12 protein-coding genes are annotated in these 21,116 nt (G+C 51.2%); 3 read left to right on the forward strand and 9 right to left on the reverse strand.

The window, feature by feature from the left end; translation table 11 throughout:
• Positions 1-73: 73 nt before the first annotated feature.
• From C4F51_RS13245 to C4F51_RS13255, 3 genes are read left to right on the forward strand one after another with little or no spacing between them, the layout of a single operon-like run.
• The gene (locus C4F51_RS13245; RefSeq protein WP_193910533.1) at positions 74-1,708 is read left to right on the forward strand and encodes an NAD(P)/FAD-dependent oxidoreductase; all 1,635 of its coding nucleotides are present in this window, start codon (positions 74-76) and stop codon (positions 1,706-1,708) included.
• Positions 1,705-2,436 (forward strand): TrmH family RNA methyltransferase, encoded by a 732-nt coding sequence (locus C4F51_RS13250; protein WP_193910535.1) that lies wholly within the window; start codon positions 1,705-1,707, stop codon positions 2,434-2,436. Before C4F51_RS13245 ends, C4F51_RS13250 begins: the two co-directional genes overlap by 4 nt.
• 41 nt (positions 2,437-2,477) lie before the next feature.
• The gene (locus tag C4F51_RS13255) at positions 2,478-2,864 is read left to right on the forward strand and encodes a hypothetical protein (RefSeq protein ID WP_193910537.1); all 387 of its coding nucleotides are present in this window, start codon (positions 2,478-2,480) and stop codon (positions 2,862-2,864) included.
• Between the two features lie 266 nt (positions 2,865-3,130).
• Here C4F51_RS13255 and C4F51_RS13260 read toward each other — a convergent pair whose 3' ends face one another.
• From C4F51_RS13260 to C4F51_RS13300, 9 genes are all read right to left on the reverse strand, one after another.
• Positions 3,131-4,483 carry an alkaline phosphatase family protein gene (locus C4F51_RS13260; RefSeq protein WP_193910539.1) on the reverse strand — a complete coding sequence of 451 codons (1,353 nt, stop codon included), beginning with the start codon at positions 4,481-4,483 and terminating at the stop codon, positions 3,131-3,133.
• A gap of 13 nt (positions 4,484-4,496) precedes the next feature.
• Positions 4,497-5,741 (reverse strand): metabolite traffic protein EboE, encoded by a 1,245-nt coding sequence (gene eboE / locus C4F51_RS13265; RefSeq protein ID WP_193910541.1) that lies wholly within the window; start codon positions 5,739-5,741, stop codon positions 4,497-4,499.
• Between the two features lie 146 nt (positions 5,742-5,887).
• The gene (locus tag C4F51_RS13270) at positions 5,888-7,039 is read right to left on the reverse strand and encodes a 3-dehydroquinate synthase (RefSeq protein WP_193910543.1); all 1,152 of its coding nucleotides are present in this window, start codon (positions 7,037-7,039) and stop codon (positions 5,888-5,890) included.
• A 24-nt stretch (positions 7,040-7,063) separates the two neighbouring features.
• The gene (gene eboC, locus C4F51_RS13275; RefSeq protein WP_193910546.1) at positions 7,064-7,951 is read right to left on the reverse strand and encodes a UbiA-like protein EboC; all 888 of its coding nucleotides are present in this window, start codon (positions 7,949-7,951) and stop codon (positions 7,064-7,066) included.
• A 12-nt stretch (positions 7,952-7,963) separates the two neighbouring features.
• A complete protein-coding gene (locus C4F51_RS13280) occupies positions 7,964-8,938 on the reverse strand; it encodes a TatD family hydrolase (RefSeq protein ID WP_235992334.1) in 975 nt (324 codons plus the stop codon).
• An 83-nt stretch (positions 8,939-9,021) separates the two neighbouring features.
• Positions 9,022-9,702, reverse strand: a complete 681-nt coding sequence (locus C4F51_RS13285; protein ID WP_193910548.1) for an EboA domain-containing protein — start codon at positions 9,700-9,702, stop codon at positions 9,022-9,024.
• Positions 9,703-10,031: 329 nt separating this feature from the next.
• Complete coding sequence (locus tag C4F51_RS13290; RefSeq protein ID WP_193910550.1) at positions 10,032-11,546, reverse strand: pectinesterase family protein; 1,515 nt, start codon at positions 11,544-11,546, stop codon at positions 10,032-10,034.
• A gap of 189 nt (positions 11,547-11,735) precedes the next feature.
• Positions 11,736-16,673, reverse strand: a complete 4,938-nt coding sequence (locus tag C4F51_RS13295) for a pectinesterase family protein (RefSeq protein ID WP_193910552.1) — start codon at positions 16,671-16,673, stop codon at positions 11,736-11,738.
• A 539-nt stretch (positions 16,674-17,212) separates the two neighbouring features.
• Entirely contained in the window at positions 17,213-21,025 is a 3,813-nt protein-coding gene (locus tag C4F51_RS13300) for a LamG domain-containing protein (protein ID WP_202987834.1), read from the reverse strand.
• Positions 21,026-21,116: the final 91 nt, after the last annotated feature.

Below are 21,116 nucleotides of genomic sequence, written 5' to 3' on the forward strand. Positions count from 1 at the left end.
GACAGTTGGCTGCGGTCGCGGTACAATTCGCGTTTTACCCACCTTTGCCGGAGACACCGGCCAGGAACCCCTTATGATTCGTATTTCCGAGCTCGCGTTATCGCTTGAGCACACCCCCGAACAACTGCGCGATGCCGTGATCAAGCGGCTGCAAATTCCCGCCGATGCCCTGCTCGACATGCTGGTTTTCAAGCGCAGCTACGACGCCCGCAAGAAAAACACCGAAATCACCTTTGTTTATATTCTGCATGTCACCGTTAAAGACGAAACCAAGGTGCTGGCCCGTTTCGCGGATGACCAGCATGTGCGCCCTGCGCCGGATACCGAATACCACCCGGTGGGACATGCGCCCGCCGGTTTGACCGAACGCCCGCTGGTGGTCGGCTTTGGCCCTTGCGGGCTTTTTGCTGCGCTGTTGCTGGCACAAATGGGCTTTAAACCGATTGTGCTGGAGCGCGGCAAAGAAGTACGCCAGCGCACCAAGGACACCTGGGCGCTGTGGCGTAACAAAGTATTAAGCCCCGAGTCCAACGTGCAATTTGGTGAAGGCGGTGCCGGGCTGTTTTCTGACGGCAAGCTGTACAGCCAGATCAAAGACCCGAAATTCTACGGTCGCAAAGTGATGCAGGAGTTTGTGCGGGCTGGCGCCCCGGAAGAAATTCTCTACGTAAGTAAGCCGCACATTGGTACCTTCCGGTTGACCGGTGTGGTTTCTGCCATGCGCGAGGAGATCAAAGCGCTGGGTGGTGAAGTGCGCTTTGAACAAAAGGTGACTGACCTGCTGTTAAAAGACGACCAGATAGAAGGCGTTGTGCTGGCCAACGGCGAAGTTTTGCACAGCCGCCATGTGGTGATGGCCCTTGGCCACAGCGCCCGCGATACCTTTCGCATGCTGCACAGCCGCGAGGTATTTATGGAAGCCAAGCCATTTGCCATCGGTTTCCGTATTGAACACCCGCAGTCATTGATTGATAAGGCGCGCCTCGGCAAATATGCCGGCCACGATGCCTTGGGCGCTGCCGATTACAAACTGGTATATCACGCTAAAAATGGCCGTGCGGTGTACAGCTTTTGTATGTGCCCTGGCGGTACCGTGGTGGCGGCGACCTCCGAGCCGGAGCGAGTGGTTACTAACGGCATGAGCCAATACTCCCGGAATGAACGCAACGCCAACGCCGGTATTGTGGTGGGTATTAACCCCAATGAAGATTTCCCCGGCAACCCGCTGGGCGGCATTGAGTTTCAGGAGCAACTGGAATCTCGCGCCTATGAACTGGGCGGTAAAGATTACTGCGCACCAGGCCAGTTGGTGGGTGACTTTATACGCGGTAAAGCATCCACCACATTGGGCGACGTAGAACCTTCCTATAAACCCGGCGTATTGCTCGGCGACCTGGCACCCTCTTTACCGGAATACGCCATCACCGCCATTCGCGAAGCCCTGCCCGCTTTCGGCAAACAGATTCGCGGCTTTGACCGGCCCGATGCAGTGCTGACCGGCGTAGAAACCCGAACCTCTTCACCGGTGCGCATCACCCGTGATAACGACAGCTTGCAAAGCCTGAATGTACGTGGGCTTTTCCCGGCTGGCGAAGGCGCCGGTTATGCCGGCGGTATTTTGTCGGCGGGTGTGGATGGTGTTCGTATCGCGGAAGCCGTAGCGCGTTCCATGCTGGAAAACGCTTCCCACCAGGAAAGCCGGTCATGAAAGTTGATGACGCAAAAAAATTACACCAGAAAAAATACCGCCAGGAGTTGGGTCACTTTCTGGTAGAAGGCGAACATCTGATTCTGGAATTGCAAAAAGCGGCGTTAACCAACCCGGCATTACAAAAAAGCCGCCTGTTTGTTACCGAGCGCCACGCGAATTGGCAAAGCCCTTTTCACATCACCGTGATCGGTGAAAAACAAATGGCGCAACTGAGCGATACCAAAACACCGCAAGGCATTGTTGCGGTTGTGCCCTTACCGCAACCGACCAGCCAGCAAGCTGACGAGCGCGCTGTTTACCTGTACGAGATTCAGGACCCGGGCAACCTGGGTACTATTTTGCGCACCCTGGGGTGGTTTGGTAATTTCCGTTGTTTGATCAGCCCCAATGCCACCGACCCCTGGAGCCCGAAAGCCGTTCGCTCCAGTATGGGCGCAATTTTTCATGTGCCGGTTGAGCTGGATGTGCCCTTGCAATCGCTGGCGAACCGCTACCAGAATATTGCTTCATTGGATATGCATGGCGAGCCGGTTTATAGCGCTGCCTTTAAACGCAGCGATTGCCTGATCTTTGGTAATGAGGCACGGGGTATTCCGGCAGATTTGCAAAGCCATTTAACCATTAAGCCGTTTACCATTCACGGCAGCCCGGTTATTGAATCGCTGAATCTTGCCAGCGCGGTTAATATTGGCATTTACGAATTGACCCGCCCCACCAACAACTGATTCCGGCTGTTATTTTTTAACGCGACCACAGGGATATTATGATGAAAAAACCTTTAGTTATTTTACCGGCGATTAATCTGGTTATTGCTTTGTGTTTCGCTGTGGTGGCTGGCGATCAGATTAAAGGCACCGGCGTTGCTTACTATTTGCTGGCGACCATTATTGCCTTGCCCGCAATTATTACTCTGAACCAGCACCGTGCCATGCTGAAATTTGCCCGGTTGTTTTTATTTACCGGCGCTTTGTTTACTGCCTTTTTTGCGATTTTCAGTTTGGCTGGCTTTTTAAATATCTCCCGAGTACCCGGTGCATCTTTATGGCACACGATTTTATATACGGTGTTGTGTGTTTATTTGCTGGGGTTTAAGGGGTATTTGAATGTGTATGAAGAAGAGAATTTTGGTACTGCGGATAATGAGCAAAATTAAAGAGTTTCAGATAATCTGACCAAGTGCCATATGTCCGTTTGCCATTAGGCTACCTGTTCCAAAAACACATAAATACGTCCCTGTAGTTCCGACGGGTCATCCCTGACCCGACGGTTTTGGAACAGGTAGCCTAACACCAAACTCGATCCGTATTTAGCTGAAATGTTTTTGCCATATGCGAAATAAAAAATCAAAAAATCTGGCACTTACAAATACCAGCTTTTCGTCTATCAATTGCCTTGCGTTTAACTCACTTTATTTTCCAGCTACTTTCCAAAAATAGACTGCCAGATAATGTCGTGCACTTCATTGGCGGCGATGGTTTCGGCCGCGCCTTCTGCGCCGATCAATACCGGTTGGTAACGCTCTTCTACCCGATGTGAACCATGAGAGCCTTTTACCAAAGTGGCATCCAGCGGAATAACATCCATGGCGTAACGGAAGCCGAGTTTTTTCTTGAGCAACAACCAGGCTGCACGCAGTTTGGATGAGAGGAACATTTCTACCGGGTCGTAACCCGGTTTTTTGTGGATATCTACCGCGCGAGCATAGTCAGGTGCTTTGGCATCGTCCAACCAAAAATAATAGGTAAACCAGCTATCGGGCTCCGCCATTACCACCAGATCACCGGCGCGCTCATGGTTGATATGGTGGGCGATTTTTTCGGTGGTATCCCACACCTCGGCAATGCCTGGCACACCGGTTAATAACTTTTTAACGTGCGCTTTGGTGGCTTCGTCGCGGGTATAAATATGCGCAACCTGGTGGTCTGCAACGGCAAAGGCTTGTGATGCGCCAGCGTCCAGTAATTCCAGGCCGCGCTCGATGCGGATGCCGAGCAAACCTTCGTTACGCAACAAACGGTTGATATGCACCGGGCGATTTACTGGCACGATGCCGTATTCGGATAACAGCAGAATTTTTACGCCGCGACTTTCGTAAAAGGTAACGAGGTCCTGCACCAGCTCATCAATTTCTTTCAGTTCCTGCGCGATCAATGCCGGGGTTGGCCCGACTTTTTGCTGGCAGTAATCCAGATGCGGCAAGTACACCAACGATAAGGTAGGGCTGTGTTTTTCTTCTACATATTTACTGGCGTTGGCAATCCAGCGCGATGAAACAACATTGGCGCCGGGGCCCCAGAATTGAAACAGCGGGAAGGTGCCGAATTTTTCCTGCACTTCGTCGCGCAGCGATGCGGGGTACGAGTAGCAGTCTGCCATTTTGCGGCCATCTGCCAGGTAGTTAGGGCGCGGCGTGATGGAAAAATCGGCGCCGGTGTACATGTTGTACCACCAGAACATTTGCGCACAGGTAAAGCTCGGGTTTTCCCGTTTGGCACGCGTCCAGATACTTTCTGCCTGTACCAGCGGGTTGGATTGTTTCCAGAATTTGATTTCGCTGTCGCTGCGGTCGTACCAACCGTTAGCCACGATGCCGTGGTCGGTAGGCCACTTGCCGGTTAAATAAGTAGATTGTACCGAGGTGGTTACGCCGGGTGCCATAGGCTGAATGCGGGTAACACCTTGCTGTGTAACGCGCGACTTTAAAAAAGGCGTGTGCTCACCAATCAAGGCTGAAGACAAGCCAACAATATCAATAACAGCGGTGCGTATCATGGGTGGAAGTGTTTCATTGCTCATTATTCTTCTCTGCTCCGTTGGCAAGGTTTTGCAATTCCGTTTTCACCCATAACAATTCACGGCTGATAGATTCTTCTATCGGCAATTGGTATTCCATGGGTAGTACTTGCCAGGTGTAGGTTTCAACTTCGAGATGTGAGGTTAACTGGCGTTGCTGGTTAAGCGATAGCACATTCACGATGTCATCCTGCGTGGAGGTTAATACATCGAAGTCATCCAGAAATACCGGCACGTGGAAATGCGAACGCCACTCCTGCTCTTCATCGGTAACCAGATCCAGTGCATCACTTAAATCGCGATAACGGGTAATGTCGCCACTGGCTGTTTTGGCCACAACCTGGTGGAGATACAGTGGCTCATCAAAGCCGCCGAAGGCGTTAACCGTTTGCAGGCGCTCAATTTCATCGCTGCTTAAAAAACCTTTTAATGCAGCGCTGATTTGAAAGCGGCCAATCAAAATGCCTTCTGCTTCGAATTTGTCCAGCATTTGTTGATGGTTTTCAAAACCCAATGCGAAATGGCACACGTCATAACAAATTCGCAGGTGCTGCTTGATAGCATGGTCGGCAGCTTCATCGTCAAGCTGGTGGTGCTTTTTAAAGGCGGGAATAGCGGCAGTCAATAAATCGTTGAGGTACCAGTTTAGGAATTCTTCCCCGTTTTCCAGAATGCCATCGGCTTCGGGTTCGATATCCAGGTGGATAATTTTTCCGGTATTTTGCTGCAATTCATAGAGCGCCAAGACTACATCAATAACATGGGCGGTCGATTGTTGGACGGCATTTTCCCAGGATTCATCGGAGCCGTTATACCAATGACGATAACCCAGCGGCGCGGTTGAAATGCCGCCGTCCACATCTTCCGGCAACAGGCTGGCAAGAATGGAAACCAGGCGCAGGGTGTAATCGCGACGTTCAACACGAGTCCAGTCCGGTGCGTGCACATTTTCTTTCACAGCTTGCTGGTGAAAGTCGCCATAGGGAAAGCCGTTAATTAACGCAACGTAAGCCTGCTGTTCATGCAACCACTGTTTAAATAGCTGCAAACGACTTTCATCCAGCAGCGCCAGGCTGGCCTGGTTGGAAAGTCGCAAACCGATATTCATGGGTTGGTCAGGCGATACGGCGGTTTTGATAGCCGGAAATTTTTCCTGCAAGCCGCGAAAATGATCCTGCCAGGCTTCGCCTGCGTGAATATTGGTACAGTAAGTCAAACGTGTTGGAAAATGTTGCATAACTACTCCTGCAGAAAAAAAACAACCTGCAATCGTGCAGAATTACCAGAGACATCGGGCAACGCCGGAAAAGCGGCCTTTACTGAAATGACAGCCCGGCATTCAATGCTTGAATGCCGGACGAAATCGGGAGTCGTTCCTTGCTGTTAACAACGCGCTTGCAGCTCTTCTGCCGCCGCGCGAATTAAATCGGTGTTCATATCGTGCACTTCTTCGGCTACGCCCAACCCGTTCAATAACATAATGGTTAAACGGCCACCGAGGTGTTCGCGGAATTCCTGCAAACCGGCTACCAGCGGGCTGTGCTCACCTTCTGCTTTTAACAAAGGATGGGTAATGGCGAGGCCGAGGGTTTCAAATACGCCAATAACCCGCTCACAATCTTCAGCAGACAAACGTCCGTCCAGACGGGAATACACGCAGTCGAGACAAATGCCCATGGCAACCGCCTCACCGTGCTGTACTTCAAAGCGGCTCAGCTGCTCAAGTTTGTGCGCACTCCAGTGGCCAAAATCCAGCGGGCGGGAGGAGCCGGATTCAAACGGATCGCCGTAGCCGCCAATATGGCGTACGTGTAATTCGGCGCAGCGGAAAATCAGATAATGCATGGCTTCGCTGTGGCGATTACGCAGCGCCGTTGCATTGGCTTCAATCCATTCAAAAAATGCGCGGTCTTTAATCAAAGACACTTTTACCGCTTCGGAAATTCCACCCAACCAGGCACGTTGCGGCAGGCTTTTTAGAAAATTGGCATCGTTGATCACCGCCAGCGGCGGTGCAAAGGTGCCAAGGAAGTTTTTCTTGCCGCGAAAGTTGATGCTGTTTTTCACACCAACGCCGGAGTCATTTTGTGAGAGCACGGTGGTCGGGATGCGAATATGACGCACACCACGGTGGGCAATCGCCGCCACATAACCCACCAGATCCAGCAAGGCACCACCGCCCAGCCCCACTACATAAGAGTGGCGATCAATGCCATGTTCGTTAATAGCATCGAGGATGCGATCGAACGAGGTGAGATCATTTTTAACAATTTCGCCGCCGGGGATCACGACTATGTCTGCCACCAGCGACCAGTCGGTGGCATCGGCAAAATAGTTGCGAATGTCGGCCAGCAGCGTGGCGTGCTGCTCAGATACACCCTGGTCTACCACAAATAATACTTTCTGGTGAATATTGGCGGTGTGATGTTTCGCCAGCAAATCGCGCAATAACGGATTGTCACCAGCGAACAAAGCCTCGGTAAAAAGCACTTTGTAGGTAAAGGGAATGGAAAATGATTGCTCAATAAAATTCATGAGAATATCCGACAGAAAAGCCGATCAGGTGACGGCGAAACGACGCGCCAGCCATAACGACAGCGGCAGCAACAAAGCAACGCCTATGGCCACAGGCCAGGCTCCGGAAGCTGCCACCCAAGCAGCGTTCATTAAAATCAGTGATAACACACCGGCTTTTACCGCTTTGCCAATGAGCGGCCCAACAGGCCTGGCAATAGCGCGCACCAGCGGGCGAAAAATAAAGAGCGCAAAAGGCACCAGAAAAAACAGCGCGACTACCTGGTCTTTTTGCGCGGCAAAAAAGGCGATAGCGTTAATCACCAGCAAGTACATAAACGCCGATAAGAACAACGGCGCTTTGGTCGAGCCACCGACTTCACCCCGGCTGATGGTGGTAACAGCAGCGATATATACCAGCGGCACTGCGGCGAGATACGCAAATTCCGGCATCACCGCGGGCAACACACTCATGCCAAGCAACAAATTAAAGCTACGGCACAGCCCCATGTTGATGGGCCCAAGCCAGGTGCTGTGTTTGCCCCAGCGGTTGTAAATGAGCGCAGATGCCGTGACCAGTAAGGCCATGACACCGGCGGTAGTATTAGCCAAAAAAGCGAATATACAACCCAGCAATAATAGCGCACCGCCCCAGCAGGACGCGGCTTGGGCGCTGATCAAGCCGCTGGGGATAGGACGCTCGGGGCGCTCGCGTTGATCCAGCTCGCGGTCAAATACATCGTTAAAAACAATACCGCCGCCGTACAAACCCACCGTGGCGATGCACAGTAAGATCACCGGCGTGAGCGACAGGTTGCCGGCAAAACCGCTACCAAAAAAACCGACAATGGCTACGCCAGCCAGAATATCTGACACGGCGGTAACAATATTGGCCGGGCGAGCCAGTCGTAAATAACCCATGACTTTTTGCATAGCGAACCGGAATCAGGAAATAACGATGGAAGATTTATCAACACGAGGCTGTTGGCCGCCGCGCAGGATGCTGTTACCGGCAAATTTCTGACTTTGGTCCACACCAATTTGCTTGAGAATTTCTTCGCTGATTTGGCCGCTTTGTGCAAAGGCAGTAAGCGCATTTTTAAAGGTCACCAGCTCGATGTCAGCATCGCTGATACCTTGCAACTTCATCAACGCAGCCGTTTTTGGCACTGCCAGCGGGTCACTGATACCCCAGTCGGCTGCCGAGTTGATCATGATGCGCTCGGCGCCGTATTGTTTAACGATTTCCACCATGCGCTGGTTGCCCATTTTGGTGAAAGGATAAATGGTAAAGGCTGCCCAGAAACCACGGTCCAGCACTTCTTCAACAGTTTCTTCGTTGTTGTGGTCAATGATGACCATGCCAGGGTCAAGACCGTGTTCGATGGCGATATCCATGCTGCGGGAAGTGCCGCGCTTTTTGTCGCGGTGCGGCGTGTGCACCTGAACCGGCAGTTCGGCGTCTTTGGCCAATTCCAATTGCAAGCGGTAGAAGCGATCTTCTGCCGGCGTCTGGTCATCAAAACCAATTTCACCAATACCGACCACGCCTTCTTTGTGAATAAAATAAGGCAACAATTCGAGTACCGCTTCTGCCAGAGGTTCATTGTTGGCCTCGCGGGAATTCAACCCCAGCGTACAAAAATGGCTGATACCGAATTGCGAAGAGCGAAAACGCTCCCAGCCGAGCAAACTGCTGTAATAGTCGCGGAAAGTATCAATGCCGGTACGCGGCTGGCCTACCCAGAAAGCCGGTTCAATAACCGCAACAATGCCGGCGTCGGCCATGGCCTGATAATCGTCAGTGGTACGCGATACCATGTGAATATGCGGGTCGAGAAAGCGCATACCTTTAACAGGGGCCAGGTCCGGGGTTAATTTGTCGCCCAGTTCGCGCGGATCGTGAAGATGTTGACACATAATATTTGCCTCGTGTTTTCACCAAAACAGTAGCATCACCAGGCGGGCGCTACTGTTTGAAAATGTTGCTATCGCCCGACGGATCAGGCGGTTTTAAAGGATGCGATCAACTGCTCAATGCCAGGATGAATCGGACGGCCAGCGGCCAGCCGCTCGGCACGGTAATCGGTTAACGCCAACACCAGTTCCTGATTATTGCGCGCCTGCAAACCGATCACCCGGTTCATATCTTTTTCATTGAAAAACGCTTTCAGCACCAGCTGGTTCCAGGCCGCTTCGGGCAGATAACGGGCTGGCCAGGGGTTGTTTTGCATAATGGCATCGTGCACGTAACTGATGTTGCTACGCAGACCTTCAGTGCATTGGTGAACCCACTCTTCGGGGTATGCCAGCACAGGCAAAGCAACATAAAGCGCCACAGATTCATCCATATCGGCATAGCGAAACAGGTTGCCGATTTGTTGCTTATAGCTGTCGCGATCATCACTGACCACCTGCATTAACAAAAAGACTCGCACCAGGCAAATACTGTCCCAGCCTTTCATCTGCAAATTCACCGGGTTTTCCGGTAATTCATCGTCGATGATAAACACGTTAACCTTGCGCGAGACTTGCGCGAAGGCGGTAACCAACGACTGGGGATTACTGTTCGATCGAATCGTAGCCACACGCTGTTCAAGCCATTGCCAGGCAGCAGCGTTCAGGTGGGTTTGCAGATAAGTTGCGATGGATTGCTGAAGATGAGTCAGATTGATAGAAGTCATAAACGAGGGAGCCCGTTACCAGCTTTAACTGTGTTTCGCGAGGAGTCTTGTCCTCAAAAACGCCTGCTTTGTCACGTAATCCTGCACGGGATACCGGTTTTCGGCGGGTCGGGAGAATTATCGTTGTCTGACCCGAAGTTACCTATTGCGCCGATTGCCGAAGGCCGACAAAGCGGAAGCCAGTATATCCCCTCGCGGTTGATAAACAAGCCGCCCAGGCTTTTACAGACAAAAGAGATCAATGCTTTAACAGTGATTTACAGTTTTTTACGCGCCAAGCCCTTTCAGCCAATCATCACCGATGATTGGCGTGGCGAGTGTGAGCACAATCAGGGTTGCGGGTTCCAACCTGCGCCGTTATTCCAGCTGGAAAAGAGGATGTCGCGACTGGCAAATTCCGCCTGATATTCCGCATCGGTAAGGGTATAACCCAGCTGCCAGTCACTGATATCCAGCAGTTCACCCGCGAGGTTCATGATGTTGTATTGCCGCCAGCCACCGTGCACATGGGGGTTTGCAGGGTTGGCGGTGCGGGATGGATTCCAGCCACCGGGGTGAATATGCGTATCTACCCGGGTATTCACAAACGCGATGTTATCGAAATACCCCTCATTACCGCCGCTGCGCGCCAGCCAGGCGCTGTGGTCAGGCACATCGTGGCCCAATGGCCCTTCACCGCGCGTCAGCCGGCTGTTCAGGAAAACGAAACCTTTGTCCTCCGGGTTTGCGCTGCGCGCTTGTAAAATGTAACCGCCACCGCCGGTACCGCGAGAATCTCCCAGGGTGCGAATTTCGCAATTTTCAAACAAGCTAACCCGGCTGGCGCCCCAGATAAAATCCACGTTGCCGGCAATCAGCGAATCGTAAAACCAGTTATAACCTTTCACCAGCAAGGTGTCTTGCTCGCTGAACAGGTTGATGTGCTTACCGATAAGGCGACCCGGGCTGTTGAAATAAATGGTTTCTGCCTGGCCACCTTCGCCAATCAACGTGGTGTTTTTAATGGTGAGATTTTCCAACGTCAGCATATCGGCTTCTTCAATCAGAAAAACGCTACGCCCACCTTGTGCCTCGTTGGCCAAACCGCTGCTGCCGGTGCCCGGGCTCAGGGTGTTGTTGTTCAAATATTGAATAACGGTTTTTTCGCGGTCTTCGCCGCGCAACGTGAGGTTATTTTTACCGCGCAAAAATAATATTTCTTCGTAGAAGCCGTTTTTTAAATCAATAGTCACCGGCTCATCAACCGCGGTGTTTTGCATAACATGGTTCAACGCGCCTTGCAGGGTGTAAAAATCGCCCTTGCTGTTATGACTTACGACCAAAGAGGTGGTAGCGGGTGCTGCATCCCGCACAGAAAATTTCCAGCTGGAGGATTTGGTAATACCGGTGAACGCCTTGCCATTCATACTGGCAGCCGCCAGCGCTTCTGCCGGTACTACGGCGTAGTATTGCTTGCCATAAGCAAGAGCGCCCTGATGCGGTTGAATAACCACGCGGTTGCCATCAATACGAACCTGACGGGTTTTTACGGTGCGCAGCTGTTTCGGGTCGACACCCAGAAAGTCCACTTCACCCTCAACCTGAATAATGTCTGCAACCGAATCATCGGCAGCATCCATAATATAAATTTCACCGCGACCTAAAACAGGTGCGTTATCGAAGTGGATACTGATCAAGGTATCCACAGGATTATCGGTAGAGGCTGGCAGCGGCCAGACGTCAGCTTGCAATGAAGAGGCGGCGGCTGTTGATGTGTCCGCCGTAACAGAAGTATTTTTTTCTGCTTTTTCGCATCCGGTTGTTAACAAACTTCCAAGAACAACTGCTAAAAAATATTTATACATAACACTCTCACTGTTGAAACAAAAAACCACAGAAGCTCTGCGGGTTACAGGGCTCTGTGGTAAAGCTGTCATCGCCTGACATAATAATTCCTGAAAACCATCCTGTTAAATATTTTCTGAACAATCCGATTGTTGATACAAGTGTTTTACAGGGGCCAGCCAGCACCTATGTGCTGGCTGGCCGCACTATCAGGGCTGCGGATTCCAACCCTCACCGTTATTCCATGCCGACAGAATCTGTGCACGATTGGAAAATTCTGCCTGGTACTCAGCTTCCGTCAGGGTGTAACCCAACACCCAACCCTCGATATTCAGCGGAGCACCGGCCATATCCATAATATTGTATTGGCGCCAGCCGCCGGCTGCCGAAGGTGTCAGCGGATTGGAGGGGGGTGATGCATTCCAGCCACTGGTGCGAATATGCGCATCAACCCGGGTGTTGATAAAAGCAATATTGTCAAAGTAACCCTCATTGCCACCACTGCGTGCCAACCAGGCGGTGTTGTCGGCAGCGCTGTGCCCAAGCGGACCAGGGCCACGCGTTAAATGGCTGTTAAGAAAAACAAACCCTTTGTCGGTAGCATTGACGGTACGCGCTTGCAAAATATAACCACCGCCACCATTGCCACGCGAATCCCCCAGGGTGCGAATTTCAGAGTTTTCAAACAATGAAACATGATTGCCGCCCCAGATAAAATCAACATTACCCGCAATGAGCGAATCGTAAAACCAGTTATAACCTTTCACCAGCAAGGTGTCCTGCTCGCTGATCAAATTGATATGTTTGGCGATTAACCGCTGGTTGCTGTTGAAGTACATGGTTTCTGCCTGACCGCCCTCGCCGATCAGCGTGGTATTTTTGATGGTGAGATTTTCCAGGGTCAACATGTCGGCCCCTTCAATCAAAAATACACTGCGACCACCCTGTGCGCTATTGGCCACCCCGCTGCCACCGGCGCCGGGATTAATCTTGTCATTGTTCAGGTATTGAATGACGGTGTTTTCCCGGTTCTCACCACGAATCGTCACGTTATGTTTATTGCGTAAAAATAACAGCTCTTCATAAATGCCGTTTTTCAACTCAATCGTAACCGGGTCATTGGCAGCAACATGTTGCATGGCATGATTGAGTGCACCCTGCACCGTGCGGAAGTCAGCTGCACCGGCGTGGCTGACGGTAAGTGTGTCGGCATCAGGAGCGGCATCACGCAAAGAAAACTCCCAGCCAGTGGCGCGGCCAATACCTTCAAAGGTTTTGTTATCCAGGGTTGCATCGGTCACGGCATTAGCCGTCATGGCAAGGTAATAGCTTTTGCCATACTGCAGCACACCGTTGTGCGGCTGAATAGTCAGCGTGTTACCATCTACCCGCACCTGACGGGTTTTTACGGTGCGCACCCGTTGCGGGTCAACACCGAGAAAATCCACTTCCGATTCAACATTGATGACATCAACTACCGAGTCATCCGCCGCATCCAGAATACGGATGGCACCCACACCCAATCCTGGTTCGCTATCAAACGTCAGGGTGAGGAAAGTGTCTACCGGATTATCCTGTGACGAAGGCGCTGGCCAGGCAATATTATCCAGATTGTAAGTAGCAACCGGCTGCACAAACTCGGGATCAATCGTTGCCGCAATGGTTTGTGTTACCGACGCATCCGATGCGCTGATAAAAGTAATTTGTGTCTGACCGGCAGCCAGTGGATACAGGCTTACCGTGTTGCCTTGCTGAACCGCGTGCACCACAGAGGGGTCTGATGATTCCACGGTAAAATTATCAGCACCGCCATCCGGACCATAGGCAGTAACATTCACCACCAGCGGTTCATCATTGGCTTCCGCGTGCCAGTCAGCCTTATCGTAAGAGATGGCAATTTGCGATGGGCGATCAGGCACATCACTCGCACTCCCTACTTTCACATAGTCCAAATCAAACGACAGATTGTGAGTAAACAAACCGATTTGACCTTTACCAGCAAGGTCACTGTTGTTACCGCTAATGACCGGTACGCCATCAAGATACACGGTGATTGCATTGCCCTCTATGGAGAAACGCACCGTGTACCACACGTTGGGATGCAACGACGTATTAAAGCGGGACAGGAAATTTTCCTGGCGAACACCGCCTACTATTTTGTCCACAGCGATGCGGCTACTGGACGGCGTATTTTGAATATTCAAACCGGCCCCATACCAATTGTTGTCATCCTGATAGCGAGCCAGTAGATACAACTGCTTGTTGCCCGAGATAGCGGTAACGCGCAAACGCGCCTCCACATAATAATCAGCACCCGTAACGCCACCCAGCGCCGCCGGGTCAGCCAACATTACAATACCACCGTTGCTGTTGCGGGTGAAACGCGCCAGCGATCCGCCATTTTCCTGCACAATGGTTACAGTGCCATCCGCTCCGCCCGGGGTGCCCTTGCGCATTAACCAATTGGCTTCAAGCCCTGCCGAAAAGTCATCACAGTAATAGTGACTGCCGGTGTCGTTGCTGCAATCAAATGAAGGAACAGAAGATGCAGAACTGCTGGCAACCGAACTGACGCTGCTGGACGACGATGAAGACGAGGAGCTGCTACTGGACGATGAACTGCCCGGTGGCGGGTTTTGAATCGGCTCCCATTGGTTATCATCCGGATTGGTAGAAAAGCCGGCGCCGGGAATGTGTTTTACCAGGCTGTACCAATAAACTTCTGCATTGGTGTACCAGCCTTTTGCTTCGGGATAATTACCCTGGCGGTCTTCGAATATTTCCCAACCGTCATTGGCATCGAGATGATCAAGCCCGTTAGCAATTTCCCAGGCATCGGGAATGCCATCGCCATCGGTATCCAAGGGTGCAGGTGCGTTGTTCAGCACCGGATAACCACCCACTTCATCAGGCACGTTCACAATACCGTTGCGCACACTACCAGTGCCATTCTTCACATCCAGCAACACACGCGTATCTACCGCATCGCGCGCGAAGCTGGCACCTACACCGGCCAATACCCATTCATACGCATCTTCAGCCGATTGAGTATTCACTTCACCCGCAAGGGTCGGGAATGGATTGTATTGAATAATATGTTCTTTTAAGGATGCATCGTCGTAGCGAACCCCCTCAATATTATTGGCAGAAACATGCGGGTTACCTACGACCAGGTTGCCGTCAACATAGACACGCCCGACCGGTTTGGAGGTTTTTCCATCAACCAGAAATTTGGGGTCAATGGTTCCTGCAGCCAGTAATGCATCGTAATCATGCATGGTGTAAATGCGGTCTTCTTCATACAAAGGACGGCGGCCGCTGGCAAGGAAGATATAATTTTTTACGTTATCAGCAGTGGTCGCAGGGCCGGGTTTGTAGATGTTATTGATAAATTGCACATCGCGCCCTTCCGCACCATAAGGCGGAAACGTGGAATGGTTATAGAAAATATTGTTACGCAAGTCGGCAACGCCGTTTACGTCAATATAATCCTTGCGCTCACGCCATTTATCGAGAATGCCGTCAATACGTGGCGGACGACTTTTGTGATGCGCCATGACGTTGTGGTGAAAACTGGCGTTAACGCCGCCCCAGTTGGAACCGTAACCATGCTCGCCTTTACCATGTCCGGCATCATTCAGACTTTCGCTGATAAGACTCCATTGGAAGGACACATTATTGCTGGCATACAGCGACGTCGTTTCGTCAATTGCCCAACTGAAACTGCTGTGGTCAATCACAATGTTTTTCAGGTAGCGGCCATCCAGTGAATCTGCTTCGCCGTCAATGACGCCCAAACGTGAACGAATAAAACGAATCACCACATTTTCAACACCCTGGCTGATACGCAAACTGCCACCACGCAAAGTAATACCATCGCCTGGTGCGGTTTGTCCGAGAATCGAAACATCGCCTTCACGAATATCCAGATTGCCATTCAAGTGAATATAACCGCTTACTTTGAACAGGACAGTACGCGGGCCAGTCTGGTTAATGGCATGCCTCAAGGTGCCGGGTGCATCCGAGTCACTTAGTGTGGTTACGTAATAAACATCGCCACCACGACCACCGCTGGTTGCAGCCCCGAAGCCTTCGGCACCAGGGAATGCTTTTTCAATTTCACGCCAATCGGTATAGGGCCCGGCGTCTGACGGCACGCTGCTGCTTGCAGAAGATTCGCTGGATGCCGAGCTGAGCGACGACTCGCTGGAAATATCACTACTCGCAGAAGACTCCGAAGCGTTGCCATCATCACTGGATAGCGACGACGCAGATGCATCTGAAGAACTGGAGATGATAATGCCAGTGGAGGATTGACTGCTCAATGAGGAGCTGGAAATAACCCCACCGGTAGAGGATTGACTGCTCAGCGAGGCAGTAGACGAACTGGTAGAAACACTGCTGGAGGAAGCAACCACAGGCGGTATCACACTAACATCGCCGTTGATAATCCGGTTTAGCAGATCAACATAATTGCTTAACGCTGATTGGATAATGGCATCTTGCAATTTATCCAGTGTCTGGTCGTGAGCATCACCAATGGCAAATGCCACACTGAAAGGATCAAATGGGCTTGCTGCGGAAATATATCCGGCCGCTACCAAACGCTGCGTTAATTGCGCCAATTCGGAAGGCAACACGGGCAATATCAGAGCTGCATCTGTCGAGGCAAACCACTCGGCTGGCGGCAGCCGCGATGCGCTGGCAATCAATAAATCGGTCCATGGCGTGATATTGGTACGCCCCGGTTGCTGCGCCAAACTGAACAAGGTTTGTTCCGGTGTATTGCCCACCACATTCAAGGCACAGGGGAATGCAGCAGCATTTACCTCACCCGAGAATGAGCCATCCGACGTGGTTTTAACAGCGGCAATAAAACCACTGCCATCGGCACAGCGGGCAATGACATCAGCATTGGTAATGGCAGCACCCACCGCTGCTGTGCCGTGTAAAGCAGCAAGCGATGCAGAAGAAGAAACAGATGCGCCCTGACTGGAGGCTGCAGATGAGGTAATACTGGAAAGTACGCTGCTCTGGCTGGTGCTTTGTGCCGATGAAGAAGACCGGTGTTTATTATCCGACGACCCTCCACAACCCGCAAGAAACAAAGACACCAGTGCTACCGCACTGAGTGATGACTTATACATAGGGTTCTCTCTTTGTTATTCATTATTAAAGATTTGCCTTCGAGAAATCTCGAACACATGAAGCCCTGGTGGTCTCGTTTGATCTTACGGATATCCTGCCGATTATCTCTTCCCTGACAATTTTTATTATCACTTTCCGAACTGCCTACATCAGAAAATCATTTACACAAAATTACAGCAGTCATTGAGCGATTTCAAAGCTAAAATTTTGCTAAAGGGAAAATATTACGAACAGCACACATTACTGCATAAATTTATTAAAATTCATGCTTGAAGATTAATTTAATAACTGATTGGAAGTGTAAGAAAATAAAAACTACTTGAGTGCATTACAAGAAAATCAGGATTTTATGCCAGGAAAATAACAAGGAGCTGTTATCCGATACTCAATGACCGGATAGCAGTGATTTAATGCGGTTCCTGTAGCTGCGACGTGTCATTCCTGACTCGTCGGTTTTGGAACTGGCACCTGACACCAGGCTCGCACGGGGCGAGCCTGGTGTTGTCGGCACTTTTACGTCTTAACGAGGTATTAGGTCCTAACGAGGGATATCTTTTTCGGCGAGGGCTTTACCCAGCTCGATACGATTATTGAGTAGGGTAATTTCCGCCTCTTCCATTTCAAGCCGCAATACACCGGCATTCACATCAAAACCTTTGGGTAATGACAATGCTATACGAGAAGTAACGGGCTTTAGGTCTACTGGCGCTGGCATAGCAGGAACTATCACCTCGGCAATGACGTTTTGATGTTTATCTTCAAGCATCAAACGGGATTGCGGTGCGTCCTGATGACCCAGGCTATGGACGGTAACGAAGAGTGTATTTCCTTTATGTTCAACATCTCCACGACCAATACCGACATCAGGACGCTGCTCTACCGGCGAAGTTTCTTCTATTAATTCAAAATTCAGCACCAGGGTTTGTTTTGATGGAAACGCCAAAGCCACATCACGACTTTTTTCAAACAGGAACTCACGCTCCAAAGTAATAGCATCCGGCTGGTCATTGTTGGTGGTATCTACGCCACCGGTAACACGCCATTTTCCCGGAGTAATATTCCAACCGGTCATTTGTGCATTAATGGTTTCGGCAGATAAATTGTGCGCAATAACTTTGAACGCTTTACGATCAGGGCGTGGAATAAGAATGGCAATATTGACCGCATCATCCGGTTTCTCAAATGACCAGCTGACTGTGTGCCCCGGATAGAAAAAGTTGCGAGACAAAGCCACGCCACCCAAACGGGTGCGCTGCAACAGGTTATGCGATGCTTCTACACGATCGGTCCACCAGTGTCCTTCGGTCATCAAATACATGCGCTGGGTTTTGAATTGAATGCCCCATCCAAAAACCTCTTCGAGGAATTTTTTATCACCCGTGCTTTCCCAGGCCACCACGCCTTCAAAACCTGTCGCACCTTTTTTGGCAGATTTCACCAGCGGCTCGCCCCATGCTTCACGTTTGTCGAGAACATCCAGAACATTTTCATTCAAGCGTGACAAAGCGCCGGGGCCGCCGCGAGCAAGGCGATAATCCAGCGGTTTGAGATAACGTTCTTCACCTGTCCAGCGCCATGCAGCCCAGAACAAATTTGGCACATCGCCAGAACCGGCACCCTGAGTCATCTCGCCACCGCGGGTTTCGCCGGTGTGCCAGTTGATTTCATTCGGCAACACCCACTGACCGTCTTCTGCGGTATAGGCGTAGGCCATGTAACCATCAGACAAACCGGTAATCAGTTCATAACTGCGACGGTCGGCATTGAATTCGCCCAGCACCAGCAGCGGGTGAATCATCGGGAAGGAATAAGGCTTTTGCCATGACCAATTAGGTTCGCGGTAAATTTTATTACCGCCATACCAGTTACTGGCGAACAACAGATTGCCCTGCGGATTTGGCAAAATAATGCGGTCGTAAGCACGGGCCGTTTCCATTAAACGCTCAAGGGTTAACGGATCGCCCCAATTGATATAGAGCATGGCCGAGTTGGTGTTAATACCTTCTTCGTAGGTATGCAATTCATCCGTTTCAATAGTATTCAATCCATTGGTAAACATGCCATTGCGATAAGCAGCGTCTGCCAGGGCGGTGAGCGAGTGGTTGATTTTTTCTTCATCCACGCCCATCAGCGCCATGCCAGGCCATTGCTGTACCATGTCGGAGTCATCAGAAATACCGCCACCGAAATCACCGTACTCAACCTGGCGTTGGTCGATCCACCAGTTGATAAAATAGCGGGCCAATTTCAAATCTTCGGTTTGTCGAAACGCCCACAGCGGCACCCCTTGCGGTGCTTCCGGCTGGGTAAACGGCAAACCGCCCTGGCTGTTGTAACTCATGTAATTCCAGTAGGTTCGGCCAGGTTCGTGATCCGGGTCAACGCGCAACAAATCACTGATGTCTTTATGAGCGCGCTGATAGGAGCGCTGACGTTGCGAGGTAGTGTGTTCCTCTACCAGGAAACCCCAGTTGTCTCGCACTTGTGAAAAGCGATCCTGTGTATGTTCGGCGATGGCATCCTTACGTTCTTTAAACACCAAACGGATATCGGCACCGTCGAGCAACTGTGCGGAAAACTCCGGTGAGGCAGAAGCAATGGTGATGTAAAAACTGTCGTCGGTAAGAATGCGATCGCGCATATCCAGCCACAAGGTTCGTGCTTCGCCAGGTTTTACCGAGACGGAAATATCTATCATGTCACGAGCCGGCCAAATGGGATCTTTCACGCGGATATTCAACGGAATAACACCACCGTGCGTTGCTTTAACCGGCAAGGCTGGCAGGTCAATGGCAATACCATCGAGACCGTGATACATGTTTTCCCAACCGTAAGCCCAGCTGCGCGTAACCGCTTTGCCGGCAGGCGGGTAGCTGACACTGGAAGGAATCAGAATATGCACGAAAGGCTGCATGTTTTGATTGTCGGTGGCATCGCGGCGGCGCGCGTTGGCACCGCGCGGCAAGGCGATAACTGTGGCTTGTTCATCGGCCGCATAACGGCCTGCAATAAAGTCGCGCAGACTTGCCAGATTATCGAAGTCGGGCCGCACATTGGAACGAATGGTGTAAGTTTGTTTAACCACACCTTGCGGCTCGGCGGCATCGGAAACGTGGTAAGCCTGAATTTCCTGAATCGGCGTTTCCTGCGCGCTGTTGGCAAAACGTAACTCGCCGCCGGTCACTGCATCAAATTCGTAAACACTGCGCACCACACCCGGCGGCCGTTTGGTAATGCGGCGGTATTGGACATCTTCATTCGGCCGATATAATAATTCACCAAACGCTGCGCCACGTAACTCAATGCGATTGACCGCTTCGGATGGCAAAGTCAAATCAAGATTTTTGCCACCCTCAACGTAGGTATTCCAATCCGGCAACTGAAAATAATCATCCCGCCCCGGTAACCGCGAACGGTTGTAAACACCTGGCCAGGTGGTTTCGGCGATGCCATCGGTAGCTTTCCACATCCACTGTTTAAGATCCCGTGCATCGGTAAATTCCACTTTTCTGAACGTAGTTGTGGGCGATTTCAACAACGGAGGGGCCTGACGTTCATTCCAGCCATGACGAAATAGCCAGGCTTTACGGGTGTCAAACCCATCGGCGCTAACGCGAGTGTCGTTGCGGGAAAGATTGGCAATGGCATTGTTATCCAGCATGCGATCGTAAATGCGTATTTCGGCAAAATCACTGCCGCGTAAAAAATTGTAGCGGCTCTGTACCTGATGCGGCGAAAGCACTCGCCCGGCCAGACCGAATTGATCCAGCCCGCTATCAAAATCGGCACTGCCGGCTTTATAAAATTCAATACCTTTGCGCGCAGCTTCTTTACCGTTAACATAAAAGACTACACCTTGGGTTTCGTCCCATGAGAAAGCCAGGTGTAACCATTCGTCAGCCGCAGGTGCCTGCGGAAGGGCAAAAGAAACTCGCGTGCGAGCCAGATTGGCATCGGTTACGAAAGCATCAAAGCCCTCGCCATTCCAGTCGATACGCATCCATGCCATATCCCAACTGGTGTGGTCGGCGTAGCCGACGCGAAATAATACAAACGGCGCTTCACCGACCGCATAGCGGGAGCGCCAGAAAAAAGACAAGGTGCCTCGCTGCGCCTGAATGTTGGACGGTGCATCCCAACTCAATACACCATCGTCTGCCCACTCTATAGCCCAGCCTTGCTCGCCATTTTCGTTAACAATGCCCGTGGGAACGCGTTGAATTTTATCGCGGAAGTTGGGCGCTTTTTCACCGGCGGCAATGTCGGCATTGAGGCTTTCTTTGGCAGACACATAGAACAACAATTCCGGTTCGCGGCTGTCAGCAGCCTGTGTCATGGCACTGACGAGCATTAACAGCACAACGAAAACCGATTGGCATAAATCGCGATACACCATGAAAGTGGACTTTACTGGTAGAAAAAACATAACTGTCCTCATCTCG

It is taken from the genome of Cellvibrio polysaccharolyticus, assembly GCF_015182315.1.
In the GTDB taxonomy this organism is placed as follows: domain Bacteria; phylum Pseudomonadota; class Gammaproteobacteria; order Pseudomonadales; family Cellvibrionaceae; genus Cellvibrio; species Cellvibrio polysaccharolyticus.

Excerpts from the sequence above, each read along its gene's own strand:
- eboC (WP_193910546.1), bottom strand. The coding sequence starts at position 7,951 with ATGCAAAAAGTCATGGGTTATTTACGACTGGCTCGCCCGGCCAATATT.
- C4F51_RS13285 (WP_193910548.1), bottom strand. The coding sequence starts at position 9,702 with ATGACTTCTATCAATCTGACTCATCTTCAGCAATCCATCGCAACTTAT.
- C4F51_RS13280 (WP_235992334.1), bottom strand. The coding sequence starts at position 8,938 with ATGTGTCAACATCTTCACGATCCGCGCGAACTGGGCGACAAATTAACC.
- C4F51_RS13245 (WP_193910533.1), top strand. The coding sequence starts at position 74 with ATGATTCGTATTTCCGAGCTCGCGTTATCGCTTGAGCACACCCCCGAA.
- C4F51_RS13250 (WP_193910535.1), top strand. The coding sequence starts at position 1,705 with ATGAAAGTTGATGACGCAAAAAAATTACACCAGAAAAAATACCGCCAG.
- C4F51_RS13300 (WP_202987834.1), bottom strand. The coding sequence starts at position 21,025 with ATGCTCGTCAGTGCCATGACACAGGCTGCTGACAGCCGCGAACCGGAA.
- eboE (WP_193910541.1), bottom strand. The coding sequence starts at position 5,741 with ATGCAACATTTTCCAACACGTTTGACTTACTGTACCAATATTCACGCA.
- C4F51_RS13255 (WP_193910537.1), top strand. The coding sequence starts at position 2,478 with ATGAAAAAACCTTTAGTTATTTTACCGGCGATTAATCTGGTTATTGCT.
- C4F51_RS13260 (WP_193910539.1), bottom strand. The coding sequence starts at position 4,483 with ATGATACGCACCGCTGTTATTGATATTGTTGGCTTGTCTTCAGCCTTG.
- C4F51_RS13290 (WP_193910550.1), bottom strand. The coding sequence starts at position 11,546 with ATGTATAAATATTTTTTAGCAGTTGTTCTTGGAAGTTTGTTAACAACC.
- C4F51_RS13270 (WP_193910543.1), bottom strand. The coding sequence starts at position 7,039 with ATGAATTTTATTGAGCAATCATTTTCCATTCCCTTTACCTACAAAGTG.
- C4F51_RS13295 (WP_193910552.1), bottom strand. The coding sequence starts at position 16,673 with ATGTATAAGTCATCACTCAGTGCGGTAGCACTGGTGTCTTTGTTTCTT.